Source organism: Chloroflexota bacterium (assembly GCA_026710945.1).
GTDB lineage: Bacteria > Chloroflexota > UBA11872 > VXOZ01 > VXOZ01 > VXOZ01.
In genome coordinates, this window is record JAPOQA010000022.1 from 25,484 (window position 1) to 47,587 (window position 22,104).

A 22,104-nucleotide genomic window follows, 5' to 3' on the forward strand; every position below is an offset into this window, starting at 1 on the left:
GTGAGCGTCCCCCACCCCATACCGTATCAGGGCAGCAAGCGGTCAATCGCAAAGTTCATCTTGCCCTTCTTTCCTCCAAACGACTTGAGCGTGAGACTGATAGAGCCATTTGCGGGTTCAGCAGCTATTTCGTTGGCAGCGACGCACTACTGCAAGGCGCAAACAGTCGTACTCAATGATGTCAACAGTGCTCTTATGAGCCTGTGGGATGAGATATTGTTGCGCCCCAATGTCTTGGCAGATCGATATGAAGAATTGTGGAATGCCCAACTCGGACGCGAGAGAGAATACTACAACCTCATACGGGAAAGATTTAACAGGTCTCCAAGCCCGGAGTGCTTCCTGTACTTGCTCGCTCGTTGTGTGAAAGCCTCAATTCGCTATAACTCGAATGGCGAGTTCAACCAAAGCCCCGACAACCGCAGAAAAGGCGCTAATCCTACAACAATGAGACGACACCTAATAGGGGCTTCGTTGTTGCTGAGTGGCAGGACAACTGTTTCATGCGCTGATTATCGGGATGTACTTGACGGCGTACTGAGTTCGGATATTGTCTACATGGACCCTCCTTATCAGGGAGTGTGTAATGATCGTGACCCGCGTTACGTCGAGGGTATAGATAGAGATGAATTCGTAGAGACGTTGCAAAACCTCAATCAGCGAGAGATTTCGTACGTTGTCAGCTACGACGGTAGAAGCGACGAAAAGAGTTACGGCGAGGAACTGCCAGAACACTTGGATTTAAAACGCCTAGAGATCGATGCCGGCAGGTCATCTCAGGGGACTCTTCTAGGTAGAGCAACCAAGACATTCGAATCACTCTACCTATCATCGGCCTTGCTTGACAGAATCGATGTGATTGCGTCCGGTCAACAACAGGTTGTTTCTAAACAACTTTCTTTGTCAGGAAGTTCTGATGTCCGAACCCAACTACCCTAAAGAGTTTCTTGAACGGCTCAAGTCGGTCACGGGGAAACGTCCGAGAACCGTAATCGACCACATTCTTGAGCACGGATTCATTACAACGGAAGAGTTAGAGGTACTATACGGCTATAAGCATCCACCCAGAGCCGTTCGCGACGTGCGCGAGAGCGGTATCCCTATTGAGACGTTCCATGTGCAAAATTCAGAAGGACAACGAATAGCCGCATACCGATTTGGAGATCCAGAGCTCTTAGAAGGAGAAAGGTTTGGTGGCCGCAAGACCTTTTCGAAGGAGTTTAAGGACAGGCTTCTCAAACAATCGGACAATAGGTGCGGCATTTGTCTGGAGAGATACGAGTCAAGATACTTACAGATAGACCATCGAATTCCTTTTGAGGTTGCCGGAGATGCCGATGCTGAGCAGAGACGCGCAGACGCATACATGCTGGTGTGCGGCTCCTGCAACCGGGCAAAGTCATGGTCCTGTGAGCATTGCGATAACTGGCAAACTTTAAAAAAGCCAGAGAACTGCGCTTCTTGCTACTGGGCTAGCCCTGAATCATACTCTCACGTGGCGCTTGAAGCGGCTCGCAGGCTTGATATCGCTTGGAAGGGAGACGAGGTTGATGAAATCGATCGCACATCCCGCATTGCCGAGAAAGAGGGAGTCACGACGCCGGAATATGTAAAGAAGATAGTCAGAAAGCACGTCGGCAAGCGTGAAATGTGATCTCGGTCTTTCTGAATCGCGTCACACTTGTGCCACTATCGCCAAAAGTACCAGCCCTTTTCCCGTCCCAATTTCCGGGCCGGAGCGGAGAATGGGCGAGCCGCCGCGCAGTGCGTGAAACAAGTCAACATATATGGCCTAAGTAGACCGCGTTTATGGGGTCGAGTCAACGGTCACCCGCACTCCTGTAGTTCGCCGTTGCATCTGCTGAAGTGCTTCTTGCTCCTCAGTCTTGACGTACCGCCAAGACTGAGGCACAACAAAGTCGTCAAAGAGATTCCGCAGCGTATCTAGCCCGATCGGGACTTCATATTCCCAAACATCCTTAATTTCCAAGGCGTGCGCAATTGATGTTCCCCTAAAATAGATATCAAAGTCTAGTCTGTCAACCGCTGCAAGTTCGTGTACACTTCGCCAAACTTCCTCCGGCGGCCCCGACCACACCTGACCGATTTGGAACCCGCCTCTCAATTCCATAGTTGGACTGGACACGTAGACGAACACACAAGCATTCTCTGCCTGAGACACTATTCGCCGACGGAGTTCGACCGTCTTTAGACCTTCGAACACCAGATTGGCATATTCTGGCTTTAGGGATATGAAGAGTGGTTTCATAGTGTTCCTTAGTGAGCCGGAAATCCTATCTGATATATCCTGTGGAATATCTCCACTGGCACTCTGGTCGGCCCCCGCAAGACAACATCCAGCCCATCCTCTTTGTATACCGCCCTGAGTCTACTTAGTGGAATCCGCTCCCTGAAGAGGAAAGTGTGAGAAAACTGCAACGCCATCAGTTCCGCTGATATGTTGCGGTTACACATCTCATAGAGGTCTTCCCACCTAAGTACGCCGAATTTCCTGAATCTTCTTATGAGATTCTTGGGAGTATCAATGTCAACACTGTCGAGATGCGACACAGCAACGATCTGTTTTAGAGGATCGCTGACGTACCAGAGAAGACGTGCAGGAGGTTTGAGGAGCCTATTTCGTCTTTTCTTACGGTAGTACACGTTGTTCCAACGCAACAACACCTTAGGGTCGCCTCCAATGAGATCGTTAGCCGAACGCTGTCTATCAAACAGACTAAGCGCATAGCCTGGACGAATTGGGACGAGAAAGAAGCTTTGCTCAGCAGCTAAACTCAAGGGCGAGCAATGTTGCTCTAGCTCCAGGTCCGACATATCTTCATAGGCAGATATTATTTCTGGCGAGAGTTGGGCAATCCTGTCAAGAGCCTCTGAACGGCTGAGGACACTGGAAAAGCAGAACCTTACAAATCCATCGGGATGTGCTGTGAATCCCATATCCAAGAGAGCCGGTCTCAGGTAAGGAGAGATAGCGGTGGCTTTGATCTCTACAATGTCCTGATTCATGTCGACCGCTTTGGCAAGCGTGTCGGCGATCAAGAATCTCCCGTATAGTGTCCGGTTTGGTGAGTTTGCTACTCTAGCCAATGGCATGCTGATTGTCCCAGGTGAATCATTCCTAATGGTTCGGACAATAGCAACGTCATCACCGTCTTTTAGCAGGTCACAGGTATAAAGATTGGGACTCCCCAGGAATTGGCTTAGAGTCTGCCTGAACTTCTTTTGCCCCTCACCTTCATTGAGAAAAGCGTCGTGGGGAAAAACCGGAAAGTCTTCTTTGCTAAAGCGATGCCATCCGAGTTGGAGACCGGCAACCCGGTCAGCGCTATACAACTGGGCCTCAGAGAGTTGATGGACTTGGACTATCAGCTCGGTTGGAGACAGTACTTGAAGGCTTACGAGGTTGGCAATAGCTGGAGCCTTACTTAGCAAGCCTTGATCTCTGGTAACAAAGACGTTTACTTCGGAAGCCGCAGCCTTTGCCAAGTGCCTAATGTCGGACTCCTGACTGGTACTACTGCTAGGCAAGATCTGCTTCAATCGTTCGGCGCAGTCTTCGACCAATTTTGGGGATGGCTGAACTTGCGGAAACTTCTGAACACTTGCTCGGTTTTGCCTTCGTTGCTCATGATCATCGTTGCGATTTATCTCGTTGAGTAACTCGTCGGTAATCCAAATCTTAAGTGAATCGACCAGAAAGTCGGCAAGGAGAGCTTTGGATGCTTCAGTCTCAGTACTGTCCGGCTCAAAAAAATGGAAGAATACTTGGGCATCAATGACGACGTCAAGTGCTTCATCTGAGGTTTGGGCCTTGAACAACTCCAATTCCGGCTGATGATCCGAATGCAAGGCGAGATGCCAATGTGTCAAGAGATGCCCAGCTATGGAACGTCCTGGCTTCTCGCCAATAGGTACGAAGCCCAATTTCGGCCACATAGCATTGGCAGGAAAATCGCGGCGACAGTTAAGCTCTATGGAAGTTTGCGTAGTGGCGGAGTCCTTTAGCCTTTCAAGTAGTTGTCTGGCGACACCCTCACCTCTGAATCTTTCCGATACACAGAGTTGAGTAATGCGAAAGCGTTTAGGATTAGACCCATAAAGAAGGTAACCAACCAGACTATGACTAACCTTAGCTCCTAGTACGCCACCCCTAGCGAGGTGATCACGTAGAGCTTCAGTCGGCAGAAAGCCGAGAGTCTGGCTGTGTCGCTTCATCAGGGCATCTACTTCAACCAGATCAGTTATCTCTAGCAGTGATATTTCTATCTGCATACCTTGGATGCTTTCGTTCAATAGACTCCCGCCAAGTCATAGGTTGCAAGTATACGATGTCACTTAAGTCGACTGGCCGATCGTTCTGCGCTCAGAATTCGTCTGTACTGACATCAGGGGTTTCATACAAGATTACTCGCTTACCTTACCAAACTTCCGCTTGCCGACTTGGAAGACTTGGCCCGGTTTGGCGGAGTACGGCGTGTTGGTATCGGTGATGCGGGTGTTGTCCAGGCGGACGCCGCCTTGTTGGACGAGGCGGCGGGCTTCGGAACGGCTCTTGGCGAGGTTGGCGGCGATGAGCGCGTCGACGATGGTCTTTGCATCCCGTAGAGCGTCGTTCAGGGGGATTTCGGGGATGTTGCTGGGCAGCGCGCCCTGGCGGAACATGCGCACGAACTCGGTTTCGGCGGACTGCGCGGACGCCTCATCGTGGAACTGGGTTACGATCTCGCGGGCGAGGTGGGCTTTCACGTCGCGGGGATTGCGCTTTTCGGCTTCCATCTCCGTAAACATCTCTTCCAGTGTTGGCGTCGGAATGTCCGTGAGCGTTTCAAAGTAATCTCGCATAACGTCGTCGGAGAGCGACATGACCTTGCCGTACATGTCATTGGGCGCATCGGTGATGGCCACGTAGTTGTCGTAGCTCTTGCTCATCTTGCGCGTGCCGTCGGTGCCGACGAGCAGCGGCCAGGTGAGAAACTGTTGCGGCGGTTGGCCGTGGGCGGGCATGATGTCGCGGGCCACCTGGAAGTTGAAATACTGGTCGGTGCCGCCCAGCTCCACGTCGGCCTCGATCGCAACCGAATCGTACGCCTGCAACAGCGGATATAAGAATTCCACCACCGAGACGGCCTGACCGCCGCCGTAGCGGGTGGAAAAGTCGGCGCGGTCGAGCATGCGGTTCACGGTGTACTTGGCGCAGAGGCGCACCACGTCTTCCAGGGAAAAGTCCTCGAACCACGACGTCTGCCAGGCCACCTCGATCTTGTCCACGTCCACGATCTTGCCCATCTGGTCAAGGTACGTCTGGGCGTTGGCGTGCACTTCCGCGGCGCTGAGCATCTGGCGCGTGTCGGAGCGTCCCGATGGATCGCCGATGCGGGCGGTCCAATCGCCGATGATGATGATAACGTGGTGCCCTAACTCCTGGAACTGCCGGATTTTGCGAAAGCCGACGGCATGGCCCAGGTGCAGGTCGGGCCGGCTGGGGTCCACGCCGAACTTGATGCGCAGCCGCTTGCCAGACCGCAGCATGCGTTCCAGGTCGGCCCGCACCACCGCATCCACCACGCCGCGGTTTAGTAATGTTTCCAACGCCTCTTGTGACGTTTGCACCGTTGCCATCAATCTCTCCTCGGGTCTCGAAGTTTTCAAACTGGTTACAAGTCCTGTGAAGGTATTACGTGCGATTATATACCGTGCGCGGAGATTGGTTGTTGCCGGCACTAAGCCCCAAGCAGTGATGGCTACCTATACAATGCCGTAGCCAATTGGATTGCTCTGTCACCGTTAGTGGCAACCCCTGTTGAAGTACGTACGGCCATTCGCCAGCATAGTGTGGCCTCCTTTCACCCTTCGATCCATCGACAGGCTCAGGACAGGCAAGCTCAGAGCCTGCCCCGTACCCGATACAGCGTATCGCACGATACGGGGGCGAACGCTGCGCGCCCAGGCAAGAAGATTGTAAACAGGCTCAAAGGCGTATTCGGTGAGCGGCACGAAAATCGTCACTCCGGCGCAGGCCGGAGTCCAGGGGGCGTAGCGCGGATGGATTCCGGCGTACGCCGGAATTGTATGTGTTGAGTTTTTCGTTGACAGAAATCGATTTCCACCAGGAAACGTCGATCAAATATGTCATTCCGAGCGCAGCGTCGAACTGGGTTCGCGGAATCTGGGGAGCCTCGCAGCATGTAACCCATTAAGCTCAGGGCCTTAGGTTCCGCGAATAGGGTTTGACACTCCGCTGCGATTCGTTCGGATTGTAAATGTCAGGTAATTCGTTGACAGACTTGAGAACAAAAGCAGCTGAACGCAGTACTCTACATGAACAGTACACATGTCATTCCGAACGGAGCGCAGCGAAGAGAGGAATCTAAGATGTTGAGCCTATTGGGCGACACGTTGCATGGGCCCTAGATTCCGCGAACATCGTTCGACGCTCCGCTCGGAATGACATGATCTGTCAACACTGCCAATTTGGGAGAGAATTCTGTCAACGAATTACTCAACACTTACAGGAATGACATGTGAAGTCAACTATAGAATACATCCCCCTGTCAGGGAGTCCAGGGGGGTGTAGCGCAGATGGATTCCGGCGTGCGCCGGAATGACGGCGTTGAACGTCTTCTCATTGGAATGGCATTAGCCGGATTGACGAGTCTGCTTACGAATCTTTCAGAGCTTACATTTACGACAAGAGCGCTTGCAGGGGTATTCAGAAACTGCGCCGGTTCCTCTAGTTCAGTTCTTCCCTCCGCGACTTGCGTGCTGCAAGACCGCCAAGATAGGTGGAGGCCATAAACGCCACGAGCATCCCAATGGGGAACCACAGCCGCGCCGGATAGAAAACATAGAATGAATAGGCGGCCCAAATTGAAAGGAGCCCGCCGATGGCGCCGGTGACCGCGACGACTTTGCCGCGTGCAACTTTAGCCCCAACAAAGCCACCCACCAGTCCGCCCAGGGCGCCGGCAAGTATCACCAGCACCAGGCCGTTGGTCTCAGCGGAAGCCACGCGTAGCGCGGTGGCTTCAGGCGTTTCGGGGTCCATCAATTCCGCCGGCGTGGGATAGAACCGGTCTGCCGCCACGCTGCCCAGAAAGAAAACAACGTTGGCGACGATCACGCCGAGGACTACTGCAAGGATGTTACGCATGAGGGCCTCTTTTCCCGATGGAAGTAGCTTCCTCCATTATATCTGTTGCAGGCATCTCCCCTTTGAGACCCTAGCGTATCTAGCTCCTGAGGGAAATATGTTTATCCCGTAGCGGGTGCATCTCGAAGGTACCCTCGGACAGCCTGGTTGCCAAGCGGGGGACTAGACCCTAATACGGCACAATTCCCGTTACGAGACAGTGACCGGGTGGTGCTGCCACTTTCGCCAAAGCACCGGGCTCGGTGAGACAGAGCGGGGGGGGGGGGCAAGCCCCCGCGCTACAAGACAGAGAGGTCTTTGCGATGGTGTAGTCCTTCGACATGCAGGGTTCTTTGGCGCAGGTTGCAGACCTGCGCTACCCCGAATCGGACTGCCCGGAGCCACACGCGTACAACTGATGGAGCGCCTGAGCCAGTTATATCTATGAGAAGGACTGAAACTGCCATAGCTAGCGTACTGCGCCTGCACCGCATGACTTCAAGTTTAGGACAGAACCCTCCTCACACTTCGCGCAGCGCCTGCACCACAGCGTCGGTGACATCCTGGGTGGTGGCGGTCCCGCCCAGGTCGGGGGTGCGTACCGTGCCGTTGGCCGTAACCGCTTCCATGGCGTCCATCACGAGTTGTCCGGCTTCGTGCTCGCCCAGGAAGTCCAGCATCATCGCGCCCGCCCAGAATGCAGCGAGTGGATTGGCGATGTTCTGGCCGTGGATGTCCGGCGCGGAGCCGTGCACCGGCTCGAACATGGCCGGATAGCGCCGCGTGGGATCGATGTTCGCGCTGGGCGGCAGTCCCAGGCTCCCCTGCAGCGCACCGCCGAGGTCGGTGAGAATGTCGGCAAAGAGGTTCGAGGCGACCACCACGTCAAACGACTCAGGACTGGTCACGAACCGCGCTGCGGCAGCGTCCACATGGTACTTGCTCGTTGCGATATCGGGATACTCCTGGGCCACAGACGCAAAAACTTCGTCCCAGAAGACCATGTTGTACTGCATGGCGTTCGACTTCGTGATGCTCGTGACGCCGCTGCGCCCGTGGGACTGGGCGTAGTCGAAAGCGTAGCGGATGATGCGCTCCACCGCCGTGCGGGTAAAGACGATATTCTGCAACGCCACCTCGTGGTCGGTGCCCACGTGCACGCGCCCGCCCACGCCGGAATACTCGCCCTCGGTATTCTCCCGCACGCAGACGAAGTCCACTTCCTCCGGCCCCTTGTCCCGCAGCGGGCCGTCAATGCCCCGCAGCAGCTTGATCGGGCGCAGGTTGACGTATTGCCGAAAGGCCTTGCGGATTGGCAGCAACAGACCCCACAACGAGATGTGGTCGGGCACCGTGGGATAGCCCACCGCGCCGAGATAGATGGCTTGGAACTGTTCCAGTGTCTGTAGCGCGTCGGCAGGCATCATCAGGTCGTGCTGCAGGTAGTACTCGCAGCCCCAGGGGAAGTCGGTGTAGTTGAGCCGATAACTGCCGGTCACGTCACCGGCGGCAGCGAGCACCTGCTGGCCGGCCGCGATTACGTCCGGCCCAATGCCGTCGCCGCCGATGACGGCTATTTCGTACGTCTGCATACGGGGTAGTCCTCCTCATCAGGTTGTTGGACGGTACTCAGAATCGTTTCAAAAGCCATTGTCATTCCGTCGCAAGCGGGAATCCATCTTCGCCACGCACACTCTGGATTCCGGCGAAAGCCGGAATGACGTTCAGAAAGCTGACCACACACGAGGCAGCGCATAATTCCAGCGCACATCACTGCGTCGGTCAAATCAGTCCATGCTATTCTATACGAGACATTGAACCGCCCGATCACGTTAGGCCCATTTGCAGCCGCCCTATGGATAAACACACTCCCTATTATGAACTCTTGGAGGCCATCCGTGACTCCGGTTGTCCTATCTGTCGTTTGGCGATTCGCAGCGGCGACCGTTTCCTGGAGACGTACTCTTACGAACACGTCAACGACATAGAGATCCGGGACCTGGTGCGCGCGGCTAAGGGCTTCTGCCACAATCACACCTGGCGGCTCTTCCACGAACACAGCCCGCTGGGCACCGCATTGACCTACTATGACATTCTCGGCGAAGCCTCGCAGCAAATCGCCGCAGTGAAGGAACAGCAGGGCTTTCTAAGCAGCCTGGCCGGGCGCGTGCGCAAAGCGCTCACGCCGCAGGGCACGTGTCTCGGCTGCGACGCGCAGAGCAATGCCGAGCAACGGCACATGGGACTGCTGCTGGAAACGCTGCGCGGCGACCGGGAGGCCCAGGACACGTATGGGATGTCCGACGGCCTCTGCTTGCTCCACTTGCGGGCCGCTTTGCGGTCCCGCCCCCCGCGCGACGCGACGGAGATCCTACTGCGCGTGCAAGAGCAGCGCATCGCCGCCGTGCGTGAGCAAATGAGCGAGATCGTGCGCAAGGCCGATTATCGTGTGAAAGACCGCGTGACGCCGGAGGACATCGACAGCTTGCCCGCCGCTCTGGCGCAGGTAGTGGGTAAAGAAGCCTTGGAATAAAACCGCCCTGGCTTGCACCCACAAGAGAAAGGACCGCACCTTGAAATATGAACGGATGTTTCCCGCGGAAGTGGAGGAACAACTCAAGACGCGGCCTATCGCCATTCTGCCGTGGGGCGCCTTGGAGTGGCACGGCTACCACCTGGCGATCGGCCAGGACGCGCTCAAGGCACAGGGCATCGCCGACCGTTGCGCCGAGGCGGCCGGCGCCATCTCGCTGCCGGTCGTGTGGTGCGGCTTCCAGACCATGAAGCCCCACGCCGGTTTCAAACATACGCTGGAATTCCGCGATGAGACCGTGCGCACGCTGGCGCGGGAGTACCTGGAGCAACTGGACGATGAGGGTTTCAAGGTCATCGTCATCATCACGGGACACTACGGCGGGCTGCACGTGCGGGGATTGAAAGAGGTGAGCGAGTGGTACCAGCAACGACACCCGCACCTGAGAGTATGGGCCCTGCCGGAGCATGAGGTGGTGCACGACCTGGGTTACACCGGCGATCACGCCGGTAAATGGGAGACCTCGATCTTCTGGCACCTGCACCCCGAACTCACCGACGTTAGCCGCTACCGCACGGACCTTACCATGAAGGAGCAGGGCGTCGGCGGCGAAGACCCTTCCGTGCACGCGTCGCCTGAGCTTGGCGAGATGATCGTGAACGCAATCGCTGAGCGGGTGGCTGCCAGGTGCGGCGAGTTGCTGGCGGAAGTAGTGACCGACACATAGACGCGCTAGAACTCGCCGTTGCACGTCTCAGCGGCCCAGAGCCCGCGCCCCGCGGCGCGCGCCTCCGCCTCCGCCGCTTTGAACGTCGCCTGGTACCGATACGGCGCGCTGTAAGTAAACTCGCGCGCGTAACCCTGGCGGATTACCCACTCGTTGTAGAGCACGTCGTCCACCCACGCGTACGCCAGCAGACGGTCGAAACGATCACGCCGACCCTGCGACTCATCATATTCCAGCCGCACGGCCTTGCCGGCCAGCAAGTCCTTGGCTTTGGCGGTGGCTTCCTGTCCAAAGCACTGTACGGGCCGCCCCGGCGCATTCGTTTCCGGCGCGTCTATGCCGATGAGGCGCACGGACTCGAGCCTGCCGCTCATACGCACTTTGATGGTGTCGCCGTCTACGACGGAGACGACCGGGTAGCTGCCGTCGGCATCGCCCCACGTGGTGAATACCCTGCCAAGCAGAATCCCTGCGATGAGAACGAGGAGCAAGAACCGCCAGCCGAAGAGCCGTCCTTTGCTCCTTGGCGCAAAGCGCCGTCTGCGTGTCACTGGCACTCGCTACTCTTTCCACGACGTCATTTCACCTGCCAATACTAGCAGCACTCCCCCCTGAAGACGTGACTTCGCCGCGATAGCTCCAGCTTAGAATCCGGCATAGCCCGGATTGCGGGTATTTCCCCCTCACCCCGACCCTCTCCCGCCGGGAGAGGGAGTAATTCTTGCGCATCCGGCCCGGGGCTAGGCAAAGATCTCCTCCAGGAGAGGGAGGTTTACTCGCCTGCAGGTGAGTTATGCAAAGGTCTTCTGGGGAGACCTTTGCATAACTCTTCACCTTTGAGGGGGAAGGTTGGGAGGGGGGGTGAAATGACTTGACATCATGCTGTCTTTAGTAGTAAAGGCCCTCTGGATTCCGGCTTTCGCCGGAATGACGGAGTTTCGCAAGGGTCTCCCCAGGGAGAGGGAGGAAGACGTTTCCTTCAGGATATTGTCATACAAGGGTGGCCGAGGAGGCTGTCAGATGAGTTGACTCTATAGGTCGAATCTTGCTGCAACCGGGGCTTCGCGAAGCCCACCCAGCACGACCGGTAGATGAAACCCGGCAGATGCAACAGACCAGAAACTACAGACCTGAAGCAATTGGGCAGAAGCAACAGGGCGGAGTCAACAGGCCAGAACCAGCAGGACAAAACCAGCCGGGCAGAACTAATAGAGCAGAATCAGCAGGGCATTACCAACTCGGCAGAAACCGCACCGAACTGAAAGAGACCGTATCCGTTCGTCCTGAGCTTGTTGAAGTGCTCAAGTCAGGCAAACTCAGCACGAACGAATTTGGAAACCCGGCAGAAGCATCAGACCTGAAGCATTTGGGCGGAGTCAACAGAGCAGAAGCAACAGGCTAGAACCAGCAGGACGGAACCAACTGGCCAGAACTAATAAAGTAGAATCAGCAGGGCAATACCAACGCGGCAGAAACCGCACCGAACTGAAAGAAACTGTATCCGTTCGTCCTGAGCTTGTCGAAGGATGAACGGATACCCTTGGCGCAGCCCACTTAGGCCATCCGGTCGTACGTCTCCTCAGTAATGGGATAGCGCAGCGGTTCGTTATTGAGGGACCGCTCAAGCTCATCCACCATGGCGGCGCCCTGCCGCAGGCGCGTATCGTCGGACTGCCCGGCCATGTGCGGGGTCAAGAAGACGTTTTCCATCCCGCGCAGCGGGCTGTCCTCGGTCAGCGGTTCCGGGTTGAACACGTCGAGCACCGCGCGGATGCGGCCGGTAGCCAACTCAGCAATCATGTCATCCTGGTCCACGGCGCGTGCCCGCGCGTTATTGATGAACACGCCGCCATCCTGGAGCAGCTTGAAGTGCTTTGCCGTCACCATGCCGTCCGTTTCCGGCGTGGTGGGCGCGTGATTGGCGATGACGCGGCAGGTGCTGAAGAGTTCTTCGAGCGAGACGCGGGTTACGTTGAGCGCGGCGGCGCGTTCGTCCGGCAAGTAGGGGTCGTAGACCGCAATCGGCATGCCGAAGCCCTGCAGCTTCCGGATGACGCGTTGGGCTACATAGCCGCAGCCGATCAGTCCCACCCGTTGGGCTTCCAGCAGATTGCCGCCGGTGGCGCGGCACTCCGACCAGGGCTTTCCCGCGTGCATCCAGGCATTTTGCCGGTGCGGCCAGCGCAAGCCCAGCAGCATGCCAAACACCGTGAATTCCGCCACGGCTTCCGCAATCATCGGCGCGGCGTGGGTGACGGCGATACCTTGTTCCAGCGCGGCTTTTGGGATGAGTCTTCTAATACTTCCCGCGCTGTGGGTGATGATGCGCAATTCAGTAGCGGCAGCCAAGACCTCCGGTGTAATCTCCGGCGTTCCCCAGCCGGTAATCAGCGCCGTGCAGCCGCCAATCCGACCCGCTACATCCGCGCTCGTTAGCCTTTCGTCGTGATCGCCGCCACACACCGTGAAGAGTCCGTTGAGGCGCTCTTCACTCTCCGACGAGAAGAGACTCGAACGCAGTGTTTTGGTAATTGCGATGAAGAGTTCTGGTTTCGGCACAGGAAGTCTCCCTTTGCATTGCCTGGTCAACTATACCGTCAACTCTCCCGTATGCTACCAGACCCGATTGTGCGGTGCGGTTTGCCGGTGCTGCGGGGCTGAAAAAGGCTGCGTAAGTCTTGACGATACGAATGTACCTTTATAATATACGTCTAAGTTGGCTTCAAAGTGGAAACAAGGAGGAAGGGTCATGTCTCGAGTATTGCGAGCGTTGTTATTGTTCATTGTGGCTGGTGCACTTGTGCTGCTTGCATCAGCCTGCGCTACGGAGCCGGCCGCCGAACCGGAGATGGCCGAGAAGGAAGAGATGGCAGCCGCGCCCACGGTGAAGATCGGCGTGCTGTTGCCCTTTACCGGGCCTTTGGGCGAGTTTGGCGCGGCCTTTGAGAAGGCGGCAGCCCTCGCCGAAGAGCACCTGGCCGCAGGCGGCTATCCGGTAGAGATTGTCTACGGCGACACCGAGACGAATCCCACGGCGGCCGTCGAGGCGGCTCGCAAGCTGGTGGACGTCGACCAGGTGCACGCGGTCATTGGCGCCGCGGCGAGTAGTTCCAGCTTGGCCGTTGCCGAGTCGGTAACGATCCCCAAGGGCGTGCCGCAGATTTCGTACGCGTCCACGTCACCGCTGCTCACCATTCTGCCCGCTGACGAGGGCCAGGACTTCCTCTTCCGCACCGTCCCCTCGGATGCATTGCAAGGCGTGGTGCTGGCGGGCGTCGCTGTGGAGCAGGGCTACACAAACGTGGCCATCCTCTACGTCAACAACCCATACGGCCAGGGCCTGAAGGACAACTTCCAGGCCGCGTTCGAGGCTGCGGGCGGCACCGTGAGCGCCGCGGTCCCTCACGACGAAGCGGAAGCCACCACCTACGTGGCGGAGCTGCGCAAAGCGATTGAAGGCGAGCCGGAAGTGCTGCTGGCGCTGAGCTATGCCGGTCACGCCACTATCTACTTGCGTGAAGCCATCGAGAACGACTTCATCACGAAGTTCCTCTTCGTGGACGGCACGAGATCGGAAGAGATCATCAAGGCCGTAGGCGCTGAGAATCTCGAGGGCATGTTCGGCACGGCGCCGGGTTCTGCCGAAACCCCGTCGCTTGAGCTCTTCACGGCAGACTACCAGGCGAAATACGGCGAGTTACCGCCGCTGCCATTCATGACCAACGTCTATGACTCCATCATCATCGCGGCGTTGGCGGCACTGGCGGCAGAGGTCTCCGGCGCAGAGGTTACGCCGGCCGCGGTGCGTGACATGCTGCGCACGGTTGCCAATCCAGACGGTGACACGGCGGCAGCGGGCGCGGCCGGTGTGAAGGCCGCCATTGAAGCGCTGCGCGCGGGCGGCAGCATCAACTACGAAGGCGCCGCAGGCGCCCATGACTTCGACTCTGATGGCGACGTGGTCACGCCCATCGAAGTTTGGAAGTATGCCGGCGGCACCATCGAGAGTGTGCGCACGGAGGAGGTCACGATAGAGTAGTCTTCTCCACAGACCTTGTTGCAGAATGTTCACAGAGGGCTGGCACTACGCCGGCCCTCTGCCTTTTTTGCGGTGCACCAAACCAGCGCGGTTGGTCTCTAAAGTCCTGCAAGTTTGTATTGAACGGCAAGAGCTCCGGTAGCGCAGGTTTGCAACCTGCGACATCTTCCCGTGACATCGGGCGACAACGCCAATGCGTAGGATTGAGCACAGGGTGAGGGCTTCTGTGCGACTTTCTACTCTATTCACCAAGCAGAGGAGCCTTGCTACTCGTGCACGTCTGTTGCGAAAGCGTTCCTGCTGCGAACCTTCGCCTACCGCCACACTGTAGCGCGGGGGCTTGTCCCCCGCTCCGTATCGCGTGTGGGGCAGGTCGCGTGGTACAGCACTGAACACCCCGCAGAGTCTATAATCAAGCGCGGACGCCTGACCTTCGCCTACCGCCAATCCGTAGCGCGGAGGCTTTTCCCCCACGCCGACGACCCTTGCGCGACTTCGCATGCTCCCTCTCCCAAGACTGGGAGAGGGCTGGGGTGAGGGTTGAGAGTTGAAACTGCCCGTTGCGCGTGAGGGGCAAGCTATGTGGAGAGAGCAGCCAACACCCCGCAGAGTCTATAATCAAGGGAGGAATACGGGCCCGAAGCCATTTCACCAATTACGGCAGCGCTACGGAGGAGAGACCACCGCATGACGACCAAGTACCTGTACGGCAAGATGACGTGGCCGGAAATCAAGGAAGCGGCGGCGCAGGAGCGCGTAGCCCTGCTGCCTACGGGGTGCATCGAGGACCACGGCCCGCACTTGCCGCTGGACGTGGACGTGCTGCTCCCCACCACCATTTGCGAACGCGCGGCGGAATTGGTGCCGGACCAATGCGTGGTGGTGCCGGCGGTTGCCCATGGCTACGATCCGCACCACCTCGACTTTCCCGGCGTGATCCACGTGGATGGCGACGTGTTCGTGCGCTATCTCGTGGATATCTGCAAGTCGCTCATCCACCATGGCTTTACGCGCATCATCATGCTGAACGGCCATGGTAGCAATACGGCCTTTACCGAAGTGGCCGCCCGCCTGGCAGTGATTGAGACCGATGGCGTGGGGCTGGTCTATGCGCTGAATCACTGGGGCATCGCCGAAGTGCGCAAGGCGGTGGCCGAACTGCGAGACTCGCCCCACGGCGGCATGTCCCACGGCGGCGAATTGGAAACGAGCCTGTACCTCGCCATCGACCCCGACAATGTCTATATGGACAAGGCGGCGGCGGAGATTCCGCCGGACGTGCCCATGAGCCTGGGTGGCTGGAACGACCTGGTCGCTGGGCGGTCTGAAGAGGCCAACCACGCGGTGGCCATGCCCTATTGGAGCACGTTTTCCAAGACCGGCGTGCGCGGCGATCCGACGGTAGCCACCGCTGAAAAAGGCCGCAAATTCCTGGAGGCAGGGGCCCGCGGCCTGGCTCAAATGGTACGCGACTTGCGGCAGCTCGAAATCAACCCGCGCGTCGATCACCATTAGTGCCGCCTCAGTCCTGCTATGGCAAAGAGCAGGGCCCACTTCTTGTCCCCTCTCCCTCTGGGCTGACAGGGTATGTATTCTATAATCGACTTCACATGTCATTCCGAACGGAGCGTAGCGGAGTGAGGAATCTCAAATACACCCTTGCCGGGGCGCATCCGGAGCGGACTCTAGATTCCTCGCTGCGCTCGGAATGACAGTTACAAACTCCTGTCAGCTCCCTCTGGGTGAGGGCTAGGGTGAGGGGAAGACGATAGAACGAGACTAAGCTGAACAAGAACTACCGCCGTTGCCTGACATAGACCGTGCCTCCAACACGCGCATACAGCTAGAAGGAGAACCGCCACTTGAAGACCCCTGCTTCAACTGAGATCTCAGCAGAATCTGTGTCCCGTCATTCCACGGACCAGCCCTCAGTCCGTCATTCCGGCGAAGGGCCACAATCCCGTCATTCCCGCGAAAGCGGGAATCCATCTTCATCTTCCGCCAAGACCCGCCAGTGCGTCGTCGTTCTGGACTTCGGCTCCCAGTACAGCCCCCTCATCGTCCGCCGCATCCGCGAGTGCGGCGTCTACGCGGAACTCATGCCCTACGACGCAGACGAGGCAGCCGTGCGCGCCCTCAATCCCCGCGCCCTGGTGCTCTCCGGCGGACCGTCCAGCGCCTACGCGCCCGGCGCGCCGCACCCGCAGCCGTACGTCTGGCAGGGCGGGCTGCCGGTCCTGGGCATCTGCTACGGCATGCAACTCATGGCGCAGGCCTTGGGCGGCAGCGTGGAACCTGCTGACAGGCGCGAGTACGGCCATGCCATGATCCATGCGGAGGACGCCGCCGGTATTTTTACGGACCTGGCTTCCGACCAAGACGTTTGGATGAGCCACGGCGACCACATCACGGCGCTGCCGCCGGGCTTTGCGGTGCTGGCATCCTCGGCCAATGCGCCCATTGCCGCCATGGGCAATGCGCAGGGCATGATCGGCATTCAGTTCCACCCGGAGGTCGCCCACACGCCCCAAGGTATGGCGATCATGCGTAATTTCCTCTTTGAAGTCTGCGGCCTGCGCGGTGACTGGACGCCTGCCGCCTTCATCGATGAGGCCGTAGCGGAGATTCAGCGGCAGGTGGGCGAGCAGCGCGTCATCTTGGCCCTCTCCGGCGGCGTGGACTCCACCGTGGCGGCGGCGCTGCTCCATCGGGCTATTGGCGACCGCCTCATTAATGTGTTCGTGGACAACGGCTTGCTACGCCTCAACGAACCGGACTGGGTCGAAGAAAGCCTCACGCGCCTCGGCATTCCCGTGCGGCGGGTGGACGCCCGCGCCCGATTTTTAAATGCGTTGGCGGATGTTGCTGACCCTGAGAAAAAGAGGCGCATTATCGGCGAGACGTTCATTGACGTTTTCGAGGACGAGGCGCAGCGCCACGCGCCGGTGGACTTCCTCGCCCAGGGCACGATCTACTCCGACGTGATTGAGAGCCGCGCGCCGGATTCGAAAGCCGCCGCGCGCATCAAGAGTCACCACAACGTCGGCGGCCTGCCGGAAACCATGCGCCTCACCCTCGTCGAGCCGCTGCGCAAGCTCTTCAAGGACGAGGTCCGCACCGTCGGCGAGGAACTGGGACTGCCCCACGAGCTTGTGTGGCGGCATCCGTTTCCGGGGCCGGGTCTCGCCGTACGCGTGCTCGGCGCGGTGACGGAAGAAAAGCTACACATTGTGCGCCTGGCGGATGCCATTCTCACAGAGGAGCTCCGCGCCGCATCGCTCTATGAAAAATACTGGCAGGTGCTGGCCGTGCTGCCGGACGTGCAGAGTGTCGGCGTGATGGGCGACGAACGCACCTACGACCACCTGGTTGCCCTGCGCGCCATCGAAAGCCAGGACGCCATGACCGCCAACTGGGCCCGCATCCCCCACGACGTGCTGGCCAGCATCTCCAGCCGCATCGTCAACGAAGTCCCCCACGTCAACCGCGTGGTCTACGACATCACCAACAAACCCCCAGCGACCATCGAGTGGGAGTAGGCAGTTCCGTCGGTTACCGCTAGTGTTGTGAGACCTCCGTGCAGTGCTGAGATCCGCCTTTGCCCTAAGTCTTTCCGCAACAGTGAAATAGTCCTCCCGTAGGGGCACGACATGTCGTGCCCCAACTTTGCCCGTTGGAAAGTCCAGATCAACCCTCACCCCGGCCCTCTCCCAGTCTTGGGAGAGGGGGCTATAAGAGCGAAATGAGAGGGCTTTCGGAGTGGGCCGAAGGGGTCTCGGAGCGGAAGGTGAGAGATGTCGACGCGGGAAGAAGGACTGTGGAAATCTCCCGCCGGTTTCTAGGGAAAAAAGAGGAGAACACACCTCGCTATGGTGAACTGCGAGCAAAGAGGAGTGTGTATTCCAAGAATACGTACGTCTGGGCCGTATTACGTCGCAGCCAGGGTGGCTTCCATGCGGCGGCCGAGGGCGTACACTCCGAAGAGGAACACGGCGCAGATGGCGAAGCCGATGGCGAGTTCCACCCACACGTCGGCGAGGCCCGCGCCGCGGATGGCGATGTCGAATAGCGGGGAGAGGAAGTAGTAGGTGGGGAAGACTTTCGCGATCCATTGGGGCAGGTTGGGCCAGATGAAAAAGACGACGGGCACGAGCAGCACGATAGCGCCGGACTTCCAGATGGTATAGAGCGCTTTCGTATCTTTGGCGAAGGAGCCGAGCATCAGGCCGACCTCCACCGCCATGAGCGTGGCCAGCACGAGCACGAGCAGCAGCGCGGCGGTGTTGGTACCGAGCGCGCCGTTCAGCGCCAGGGTCACGACGCCGGTCGCCATGGCCAGGATGAAGCCCAGCGCGCCCTTGCCGAGCAGGACGTCACCCAGACTGGTCGGCGTCACGAGCAGTGCGGTGAGCGTCCGTTTTTCCTTTTCTTCCACGAGGCTTGTCGCCGGTGTCAAAGCCCCCGCGATGAGCACCGCCATGAGCACGATCAACGGCAGCAGGCGCGAGACGAGCGGCACGGACTCGCCATCGCCGACGGTGACGGTTTCCACCTCAATCGGCGCGGGAGAGCCCGCCACCTCACGGATGAGGTCGACCATGGTGACCCCCAGCACGACGCGGTTCGCGGCCAGGCTCTGACCGCCGAAAAAGAACTGCACGTTGGGCATCTGACCGGCCTGCAGCGCGCCGTCGAAGCCCGTGGGCAGCACGAAGCCGGCGTCCAGGTCGTTGTTCTCCACCATCTGCATTAAGACCGCAGCGGATTCCGGAAACTCTATATCAATACCTTCAACGTTGCGGGCACTCTGGACGATCTGCGATTCGCCTTCATCCACGATGCCGAGCCGGGGCGCGGGATCGAAGAGACTGCCGAACACGACGCGAATGAGGAGCGTGAGGATCACGGGCAGGGCGATGGCATAGAGAAAAATGGGCGAGCGCGGCCCGACGCCCAAGTCTTTGCGCAACACGTGCCACGCGTGTACTCCGACCATGATGTCTCCGCCTTTCGCTCTAATTCCTTGTAGCGCGGGGGACAAGACCCCGCTCCTATCCCTGTTTCCTATTGTTCCAGTTCGGCTTACGCCGTTCACCCTTCGACAGGCTCAGGGCGAACGGTAGGAGCAGCGTTTGACTATAGGCTTTGCTCTTCAGCTGATTCTGCGCTCTTTCCCTACGCCAAATTCAATCCCATACGGTGTCTTCTCCCCGTAGCGCGGGGGCTTGTCCCCCGCCTCTTCGCCTACAGCGTCTCCACTTTTCTCTTTAGCACAACCAGCCCCACCGCAAAAGCAATCACGCACCAGCCCAACGCCGTGCCAAGGTGCGGCAGAACCTCCGGCCAACCGGCATTGTAGGCGCTGGACTGCACCACTGCCTGCACCAGACCGTACGACGGCAAGATCTTCACCCACGCCGCGGCCGTACCGGGGAAGAGCACGGCAATCGCCGGAATCATGAGCGGAATCATGAATGCCATGCCGTAGAAGAGCGTCTCGATGAAGTCCTTGCCCGCTGAACCGGCAATCAGGCCGAAACCGGTCACCAGCACCGCCCCCAGCAGGATTGCGGCCAACAGGATGAGCGGCTGGTTGGCGAACGAGCCGATAATGAGCAGCAGGAGCACCGCTTGCACAAAGGCCATGCCCGTGCCCAGGATGCCCTTGGCCGCCAGGAAGTCCGAAACCCGCGTCGGCGAAACGAGCACAGCCGTCACCGTGCGCGCCTGAATCTCGGTGGCTATGAGCGCACTCAGGGCAAAAGTCTCGATGACGAGCGCCAGAACCGCAAATAGGGGGCGAATCTTCTCGCGAAACGGTACCTGATCGCCCACGCGATCTTCACCAAGCACGATCACCTCGCGGTCAGGATCCGCCACCGGCAGCGGGTTGCCCGACAGCGCATAGGCAATCTCGCGGACAAAGCTCTCCATGGCGCTGCGCAACTCTGCCGGCACGTTGGCGTCCACGTAGACGCGCACGGTGGTGTGCTCTCCGGCGGCGACGCGCTGCAGGAAGTCGTCGGGGAAGGCCAGTCCTATGGCGAGCGGCGCCTCCGGCTCCGCGCCGCCCATGCCGAGGGCAGCCTCCAACGCCGCCACGGACTCAAATTGCACGATCTCGATCCCAGCGCCCTGTTCTCCCATGGCCTCAGCGAAAACCGCGTCCATGCCCGTCTGGCGTATGCCCACGGTGAACGACTCGTCCACGCTGCTGGGCATGAGCCAGAACGCAATGCCGTAGATCACGACGCTAATGACGGTGATAACGACAAAGAACCGTTCGCGGCTGTACTCGCGCAGGTCCTTGCGGAGAATCGCCCAGATGATGGCGGCGCGCGATACCTGGGCGCTCATGCTAGACGTCCTCTGTTCATCCACGCTTGCCGTTCTGTACGCGTCACTTTTGCAGTCCCTTGCCTGTCATCCACGTAGTCCCCTGGCAAAGAATCTTCTTCTCTCAGTTCGTTATTCTTGCAACCCCCTGCCAGTGAGGGTGATGAACACGGCTTCCAGGGTGGCCTCTTCCGTATGGATCGTAAGCAGGCCTTCCGCGCCCACCACGGCTTTCAGTTGGTCGCCGGTGTCGCTGGCATCGAGCGGCACCACCTGCTCGCGGATTTTGCCATTCTCGCGGGTGCGCACCCGCACCGACCGCTGGCCGTGAGCGAGCTTGAGGTTCTCCGGCGTGTCCAAGGCAGCGATCTGGCCGTCGTTGATGAAGGCCACGCGGTCCGAGAGCTTGTCCGCCTCGTCCATGTCGTGGGTGGTGAGCAGTATCGCCGCGCCGCGCTCGGCTTCTTCCTCGATGACGCGCCGGATGGCCTGCGAGGAGACAGGATCGAGCCCGTCGGTGGGTTCGTCGAGGAAGAGGATATCGGGATTGTTCAGCAGGCACCGGGCGACCATGAGTCGCTGCTGCATGCCTTTGGAGTAGTCCTTCACGCGGTCGTCGGCGCGGTCGGCCAGTCCCACCCGCTGCAGGAGCGGCGTGGGATCGAAATCGCGTATGCCAAAGAGCCGGGCAAAGAATCGCAGATTCTCCTTGGCGGAGAGGTTGAGATAGAGGTTCTTTTCCTCAAAGCAGACGCCGATACGGCCCTGTATGGTGTCACGGTCCTTGGCAACATCCATGCCAAGTATGGCAATCTCGCCGCTCTGCGGGCGCATCTGGCCGGTGAGCAACTTAATCGTGGTGGACTTGCCCGCGCCGTTCGGTCCCAGGAAGCCCAAGACCTCACCTTGCGCGACGCTGAAGCTGATGTCATCCACCGCTTTCACGTCGCCATAGGCAAAACTGACGCCTGCCACGCGAATGGCTGCCTCACTCATGTGCTGTTTCTCCTTTGCCCCGACAAGGGCGGAGCATCCTTAGCCGCGGAGGGGCCCAAATCGCCTCGTCACTCACGCGCGAGCCACCCAACGTCCCGTCATTCGTATGTTGAAAGAGGCGGGCATATGGGCGAATGTAAGAAAGTAACGCAAGGGGCGCGTCGTCCGTCATTCCCGCGAAAGCGGGAAGGTGGATTCACATTTCAAGTGCAACACTTGGTTGATGAATATTTCTGCTGGCGTTTGGTAGCTGAGGCACTTGCGCGGGGTGTGATTGTACGCTTGTACCAGCTGCGCAAAGCGCTCATCGGGCATTTCCGCCA

At 58.7% G+C, this 22,104-nt stretch carries 18 protein-coding genes; 8 read left to right on the forward strand and 10 right to left on the reverse strand.

Going from position 1 to position 22,104, the window contains the following annotated elements; genetic code table 11:
- Both OXE05_04585 and OXE05_04590 read left to right on the forward strand, forming a co-directional pair.
- Entirely contained in the window at positions 1-939 is a 939-nt protein-coding gene (locus OXE05_04585) for a DNA adenine methylase (protein ID MCY4436592.1), read from the forward strand.
- Entirely contained in the window at positions 917-1,654 is a 738-nt protein-coding gene (locus OXE05_04590) for an HNH endonuclease (protein ID MCY4436593.1), read from the forward strand. The genes OXE05_04585 and OXE05_04590 overlap by 23 nt, the downstream gene beginning before the upstream one ends.
- Before the next feature lie 153 nt (positions 1,655-1,807).
- On the opposite strand, the gene OXE05_04595 is transcribed toward OXE05_04590, so the two are convergent.
- The 5 genes from OXE05_04595 to OXE05_04615 form a co-directional block, all read right to left on the reverse strand.
- Positions 1,808-2,269: a hypothetical protein gene (locus OXE05_04595; protein MCY4436594.1), complete on the reverse strand. Its 462-nt coding sequence runs from the start codon at positions 2,267-2,269 to the stop codon at positions 1,808-1,810.
- An 8-nt stretch (positions 2,270-2,277) separates the two neighbouring features.
- Positions 2,278-4,314, reverse strand: coding sequence for a GNAT family N-acetyltransferase (locus OXE05_04600; GenBank protein ID MCY4436595.1), 2,037 nt, complete (start codon positions 4,312-4,314; stop codon positions 2,278-2,280).
- A gap of 111 nt (positions 4,315-4,425) precedes the next feature.
- Complete coding sequence (gene tyrS, locus OXE05_04605) at positions 4,426-5,640, reverse strand: tyrosine--tRNA ligase (GenBank protein ID MCY4436596.1); 1,215 nt, start codon at positions 5,638-5,640, stop codon at positions 4,426-4,428.
- 1,111 nt (positions 5,641-6,751) lie between these two features.
- Complete coding sequence (locus OXE05_04610) at positions 6,752-7,171, reverse strand: hypothetical protein (protein MCY4436597.1); 420 nt, start codon at positions 7,169-7,171, stop codon at positions 6,752-6,754.
- A 500-nt stretch (positions 7,172-7,671) separates the two neighbouring features.
- Positions 7,672-8,742: a tartrate dehydrogenase gene (locus OXE05_04615; protein MCY4436598.1), complete on the reverse strand. Its 1,071-nt coding sequence runs from the start codon at positions 8,740-8,742 to the stop codon at positions 7,672-7,674.
- 263 nt (positions 8,743-9,005) lie between these two features.
- Between OXE05_04615 and OXE05_04620 the strand changes: the two genes are divergently transcribed.
- Positions 9,006-9,683 carry a DUF6062 family protein gene (locus tag OXE05_04620; protein ID MCY4436599.1) on the forward strand — a complete coding sequence of 226 codons (678 nt, stop codon included), beginning with the start codon at positions 9,006-9,008 and terminating at the stop codon, positions 9,681-9,683.
- A gap of 40 nt (positions 9,684-9,723) precedes the next feature.
- Positions 9,724-10,410, forward strand: coding sequence for a creatininase family protein (locus OXE05_04625; GenBank protein ID MCY4436600.1), 687 nt, complete (start codon positions 9,724-9,726; stop codon positions 10,408-10,410).
- Positions 10,411-10,415: 5 nt separating this feature from the next.
- Here the strand turns inward: OXE05_04625 and OXE05_04630 are convergent, their stop codons facing one another.
- Complete coding sequence (locus OXE05_04630) at positions 10,416-10,961, reverse strand: thermonuclease family protein (protein ID MCY4436601.1); 546 nt, start codon at positions 10,959-10,961, stop codon at positions 10,416-10,418.
- Between the two features lie 554 nt (positions 10,962-11,515).
- Here OXE05_04630 and OXE05_04635 point away from each other — a divergent pair.
- Complete coding sequence (locus tag OXE05_04635; GenBank protein ID MCY4436602.1) at positions 11,516-11,812, forward strand: hypothetical protein; 297 nt, start codon at positions 11,516-11,518, stop codon at positions 11,810-11,812.
- A gap of 152 nt (positions 11,813-11,964) precedes the next feature.
- On the opposite strand, the gene OXE05_04640 is transcribed toward OXE05_04635, so the two are convergent.
- Positions 11,965-12,969, reverse strand: coding sequence for a hydroxyacid dehydrogenase (locus tag OXE05_04640; GenBank protein ID MCY4436603.1), 1,005 nt, complete (start codon positions 12,967-12,969; stop codon positions 11,965-11,967).
- A 190-nt stretch (positions 12,970-13,159) separates the two neighbouring features.
- On the opposite strand from OXE05_04640, the gene OXE05_04645 reads away from it, so the two are divergent.
- The 3 genes from OXE05_04645 (at position 13,160) to guaA (ending at position 17,988) form a co-directional block, all read left to right on the forward strand.
- The gene (locus OXE05_04645) at positions 13,160-14,449 is read left to right on the forward strand and encodes an ABC transporter substrate-binding protein (protein ID MCY4436604.1); all 1,290 of its coding nucleotides are present in this window, start codon (positions 13,160-13,162) and stop codon (positions 14,447-14,449) included.
- A 687-nt stretch (positions 14,450-15,136) separates the two neighbouring features.
- Positions 15,137-15,964 (forward strand): creatininase family protein, encoded by an 828-nt coding sequence (locus OXE05_04650; GenBank protein ID MCY4436605.1) that lies wholly within the window; start codon positions 15,137-15,139, stop codon positions 15,962-15,964.
- Positions 15,965-16,476: 512 nt separating this feature from the next.
- On the forward strand, positions 16,477-17,988 hold the full coding sequence (gene guaA, locus OXE05_04655) for a glutamine-hydrolyzing GMP synthase (GenBank protein MCY4436606.1): 1,512 nt from the start codon (positions 16,477-16,479) through the stop codon (positions 17,986-17,988).
- Positions 17,989-18,377: 389 nt separating this feature from the next.
- On the opposite strand, the gene OXE05_04660 is transcribed toward guaA, so the two are convergent.
- The 3 genes from OXE05_04660 to OXE05_04670 form a co-directional block, all read right to left on the reverse strand.
- Positions 18,378-19,490 carry an ABC transporter permease gene (locus tag OXE05_04660; protein MCY4436607.1) on the reverse strand — a complete coding sequence of 371 codons (1,113 nt, stop codon included), beginning with the start codon at positions 19,488-19,490 and terminating at the stop codon, positions 18,378-18,380.
- Between the two features lie 203 nt (positions 19,491-19,693).
- Entirely contained in the window at positions 19,694-20,806 is a 1,113-nt protein-coding gene (locus OXE05_04665; GenBank protein ID MCY4436608.1) for an ABC transporter permease, read from the reverse strand.
- 111 nt (positions 20,807-20,917) lie between these two features.
- Positions 20,918-21,781: an ABC transporter ATP-binding protein gene (locus OXE05_04670; protein ID MCY4436609.1), complete on the reverse strand. Its 864-nt coding sequence runs from the start codon at positions 21,779-21,781 to the stop codon at positions 20,918-20,920.
- Positions 21,782-22,104: the final 323 nt, after the last annotated feature.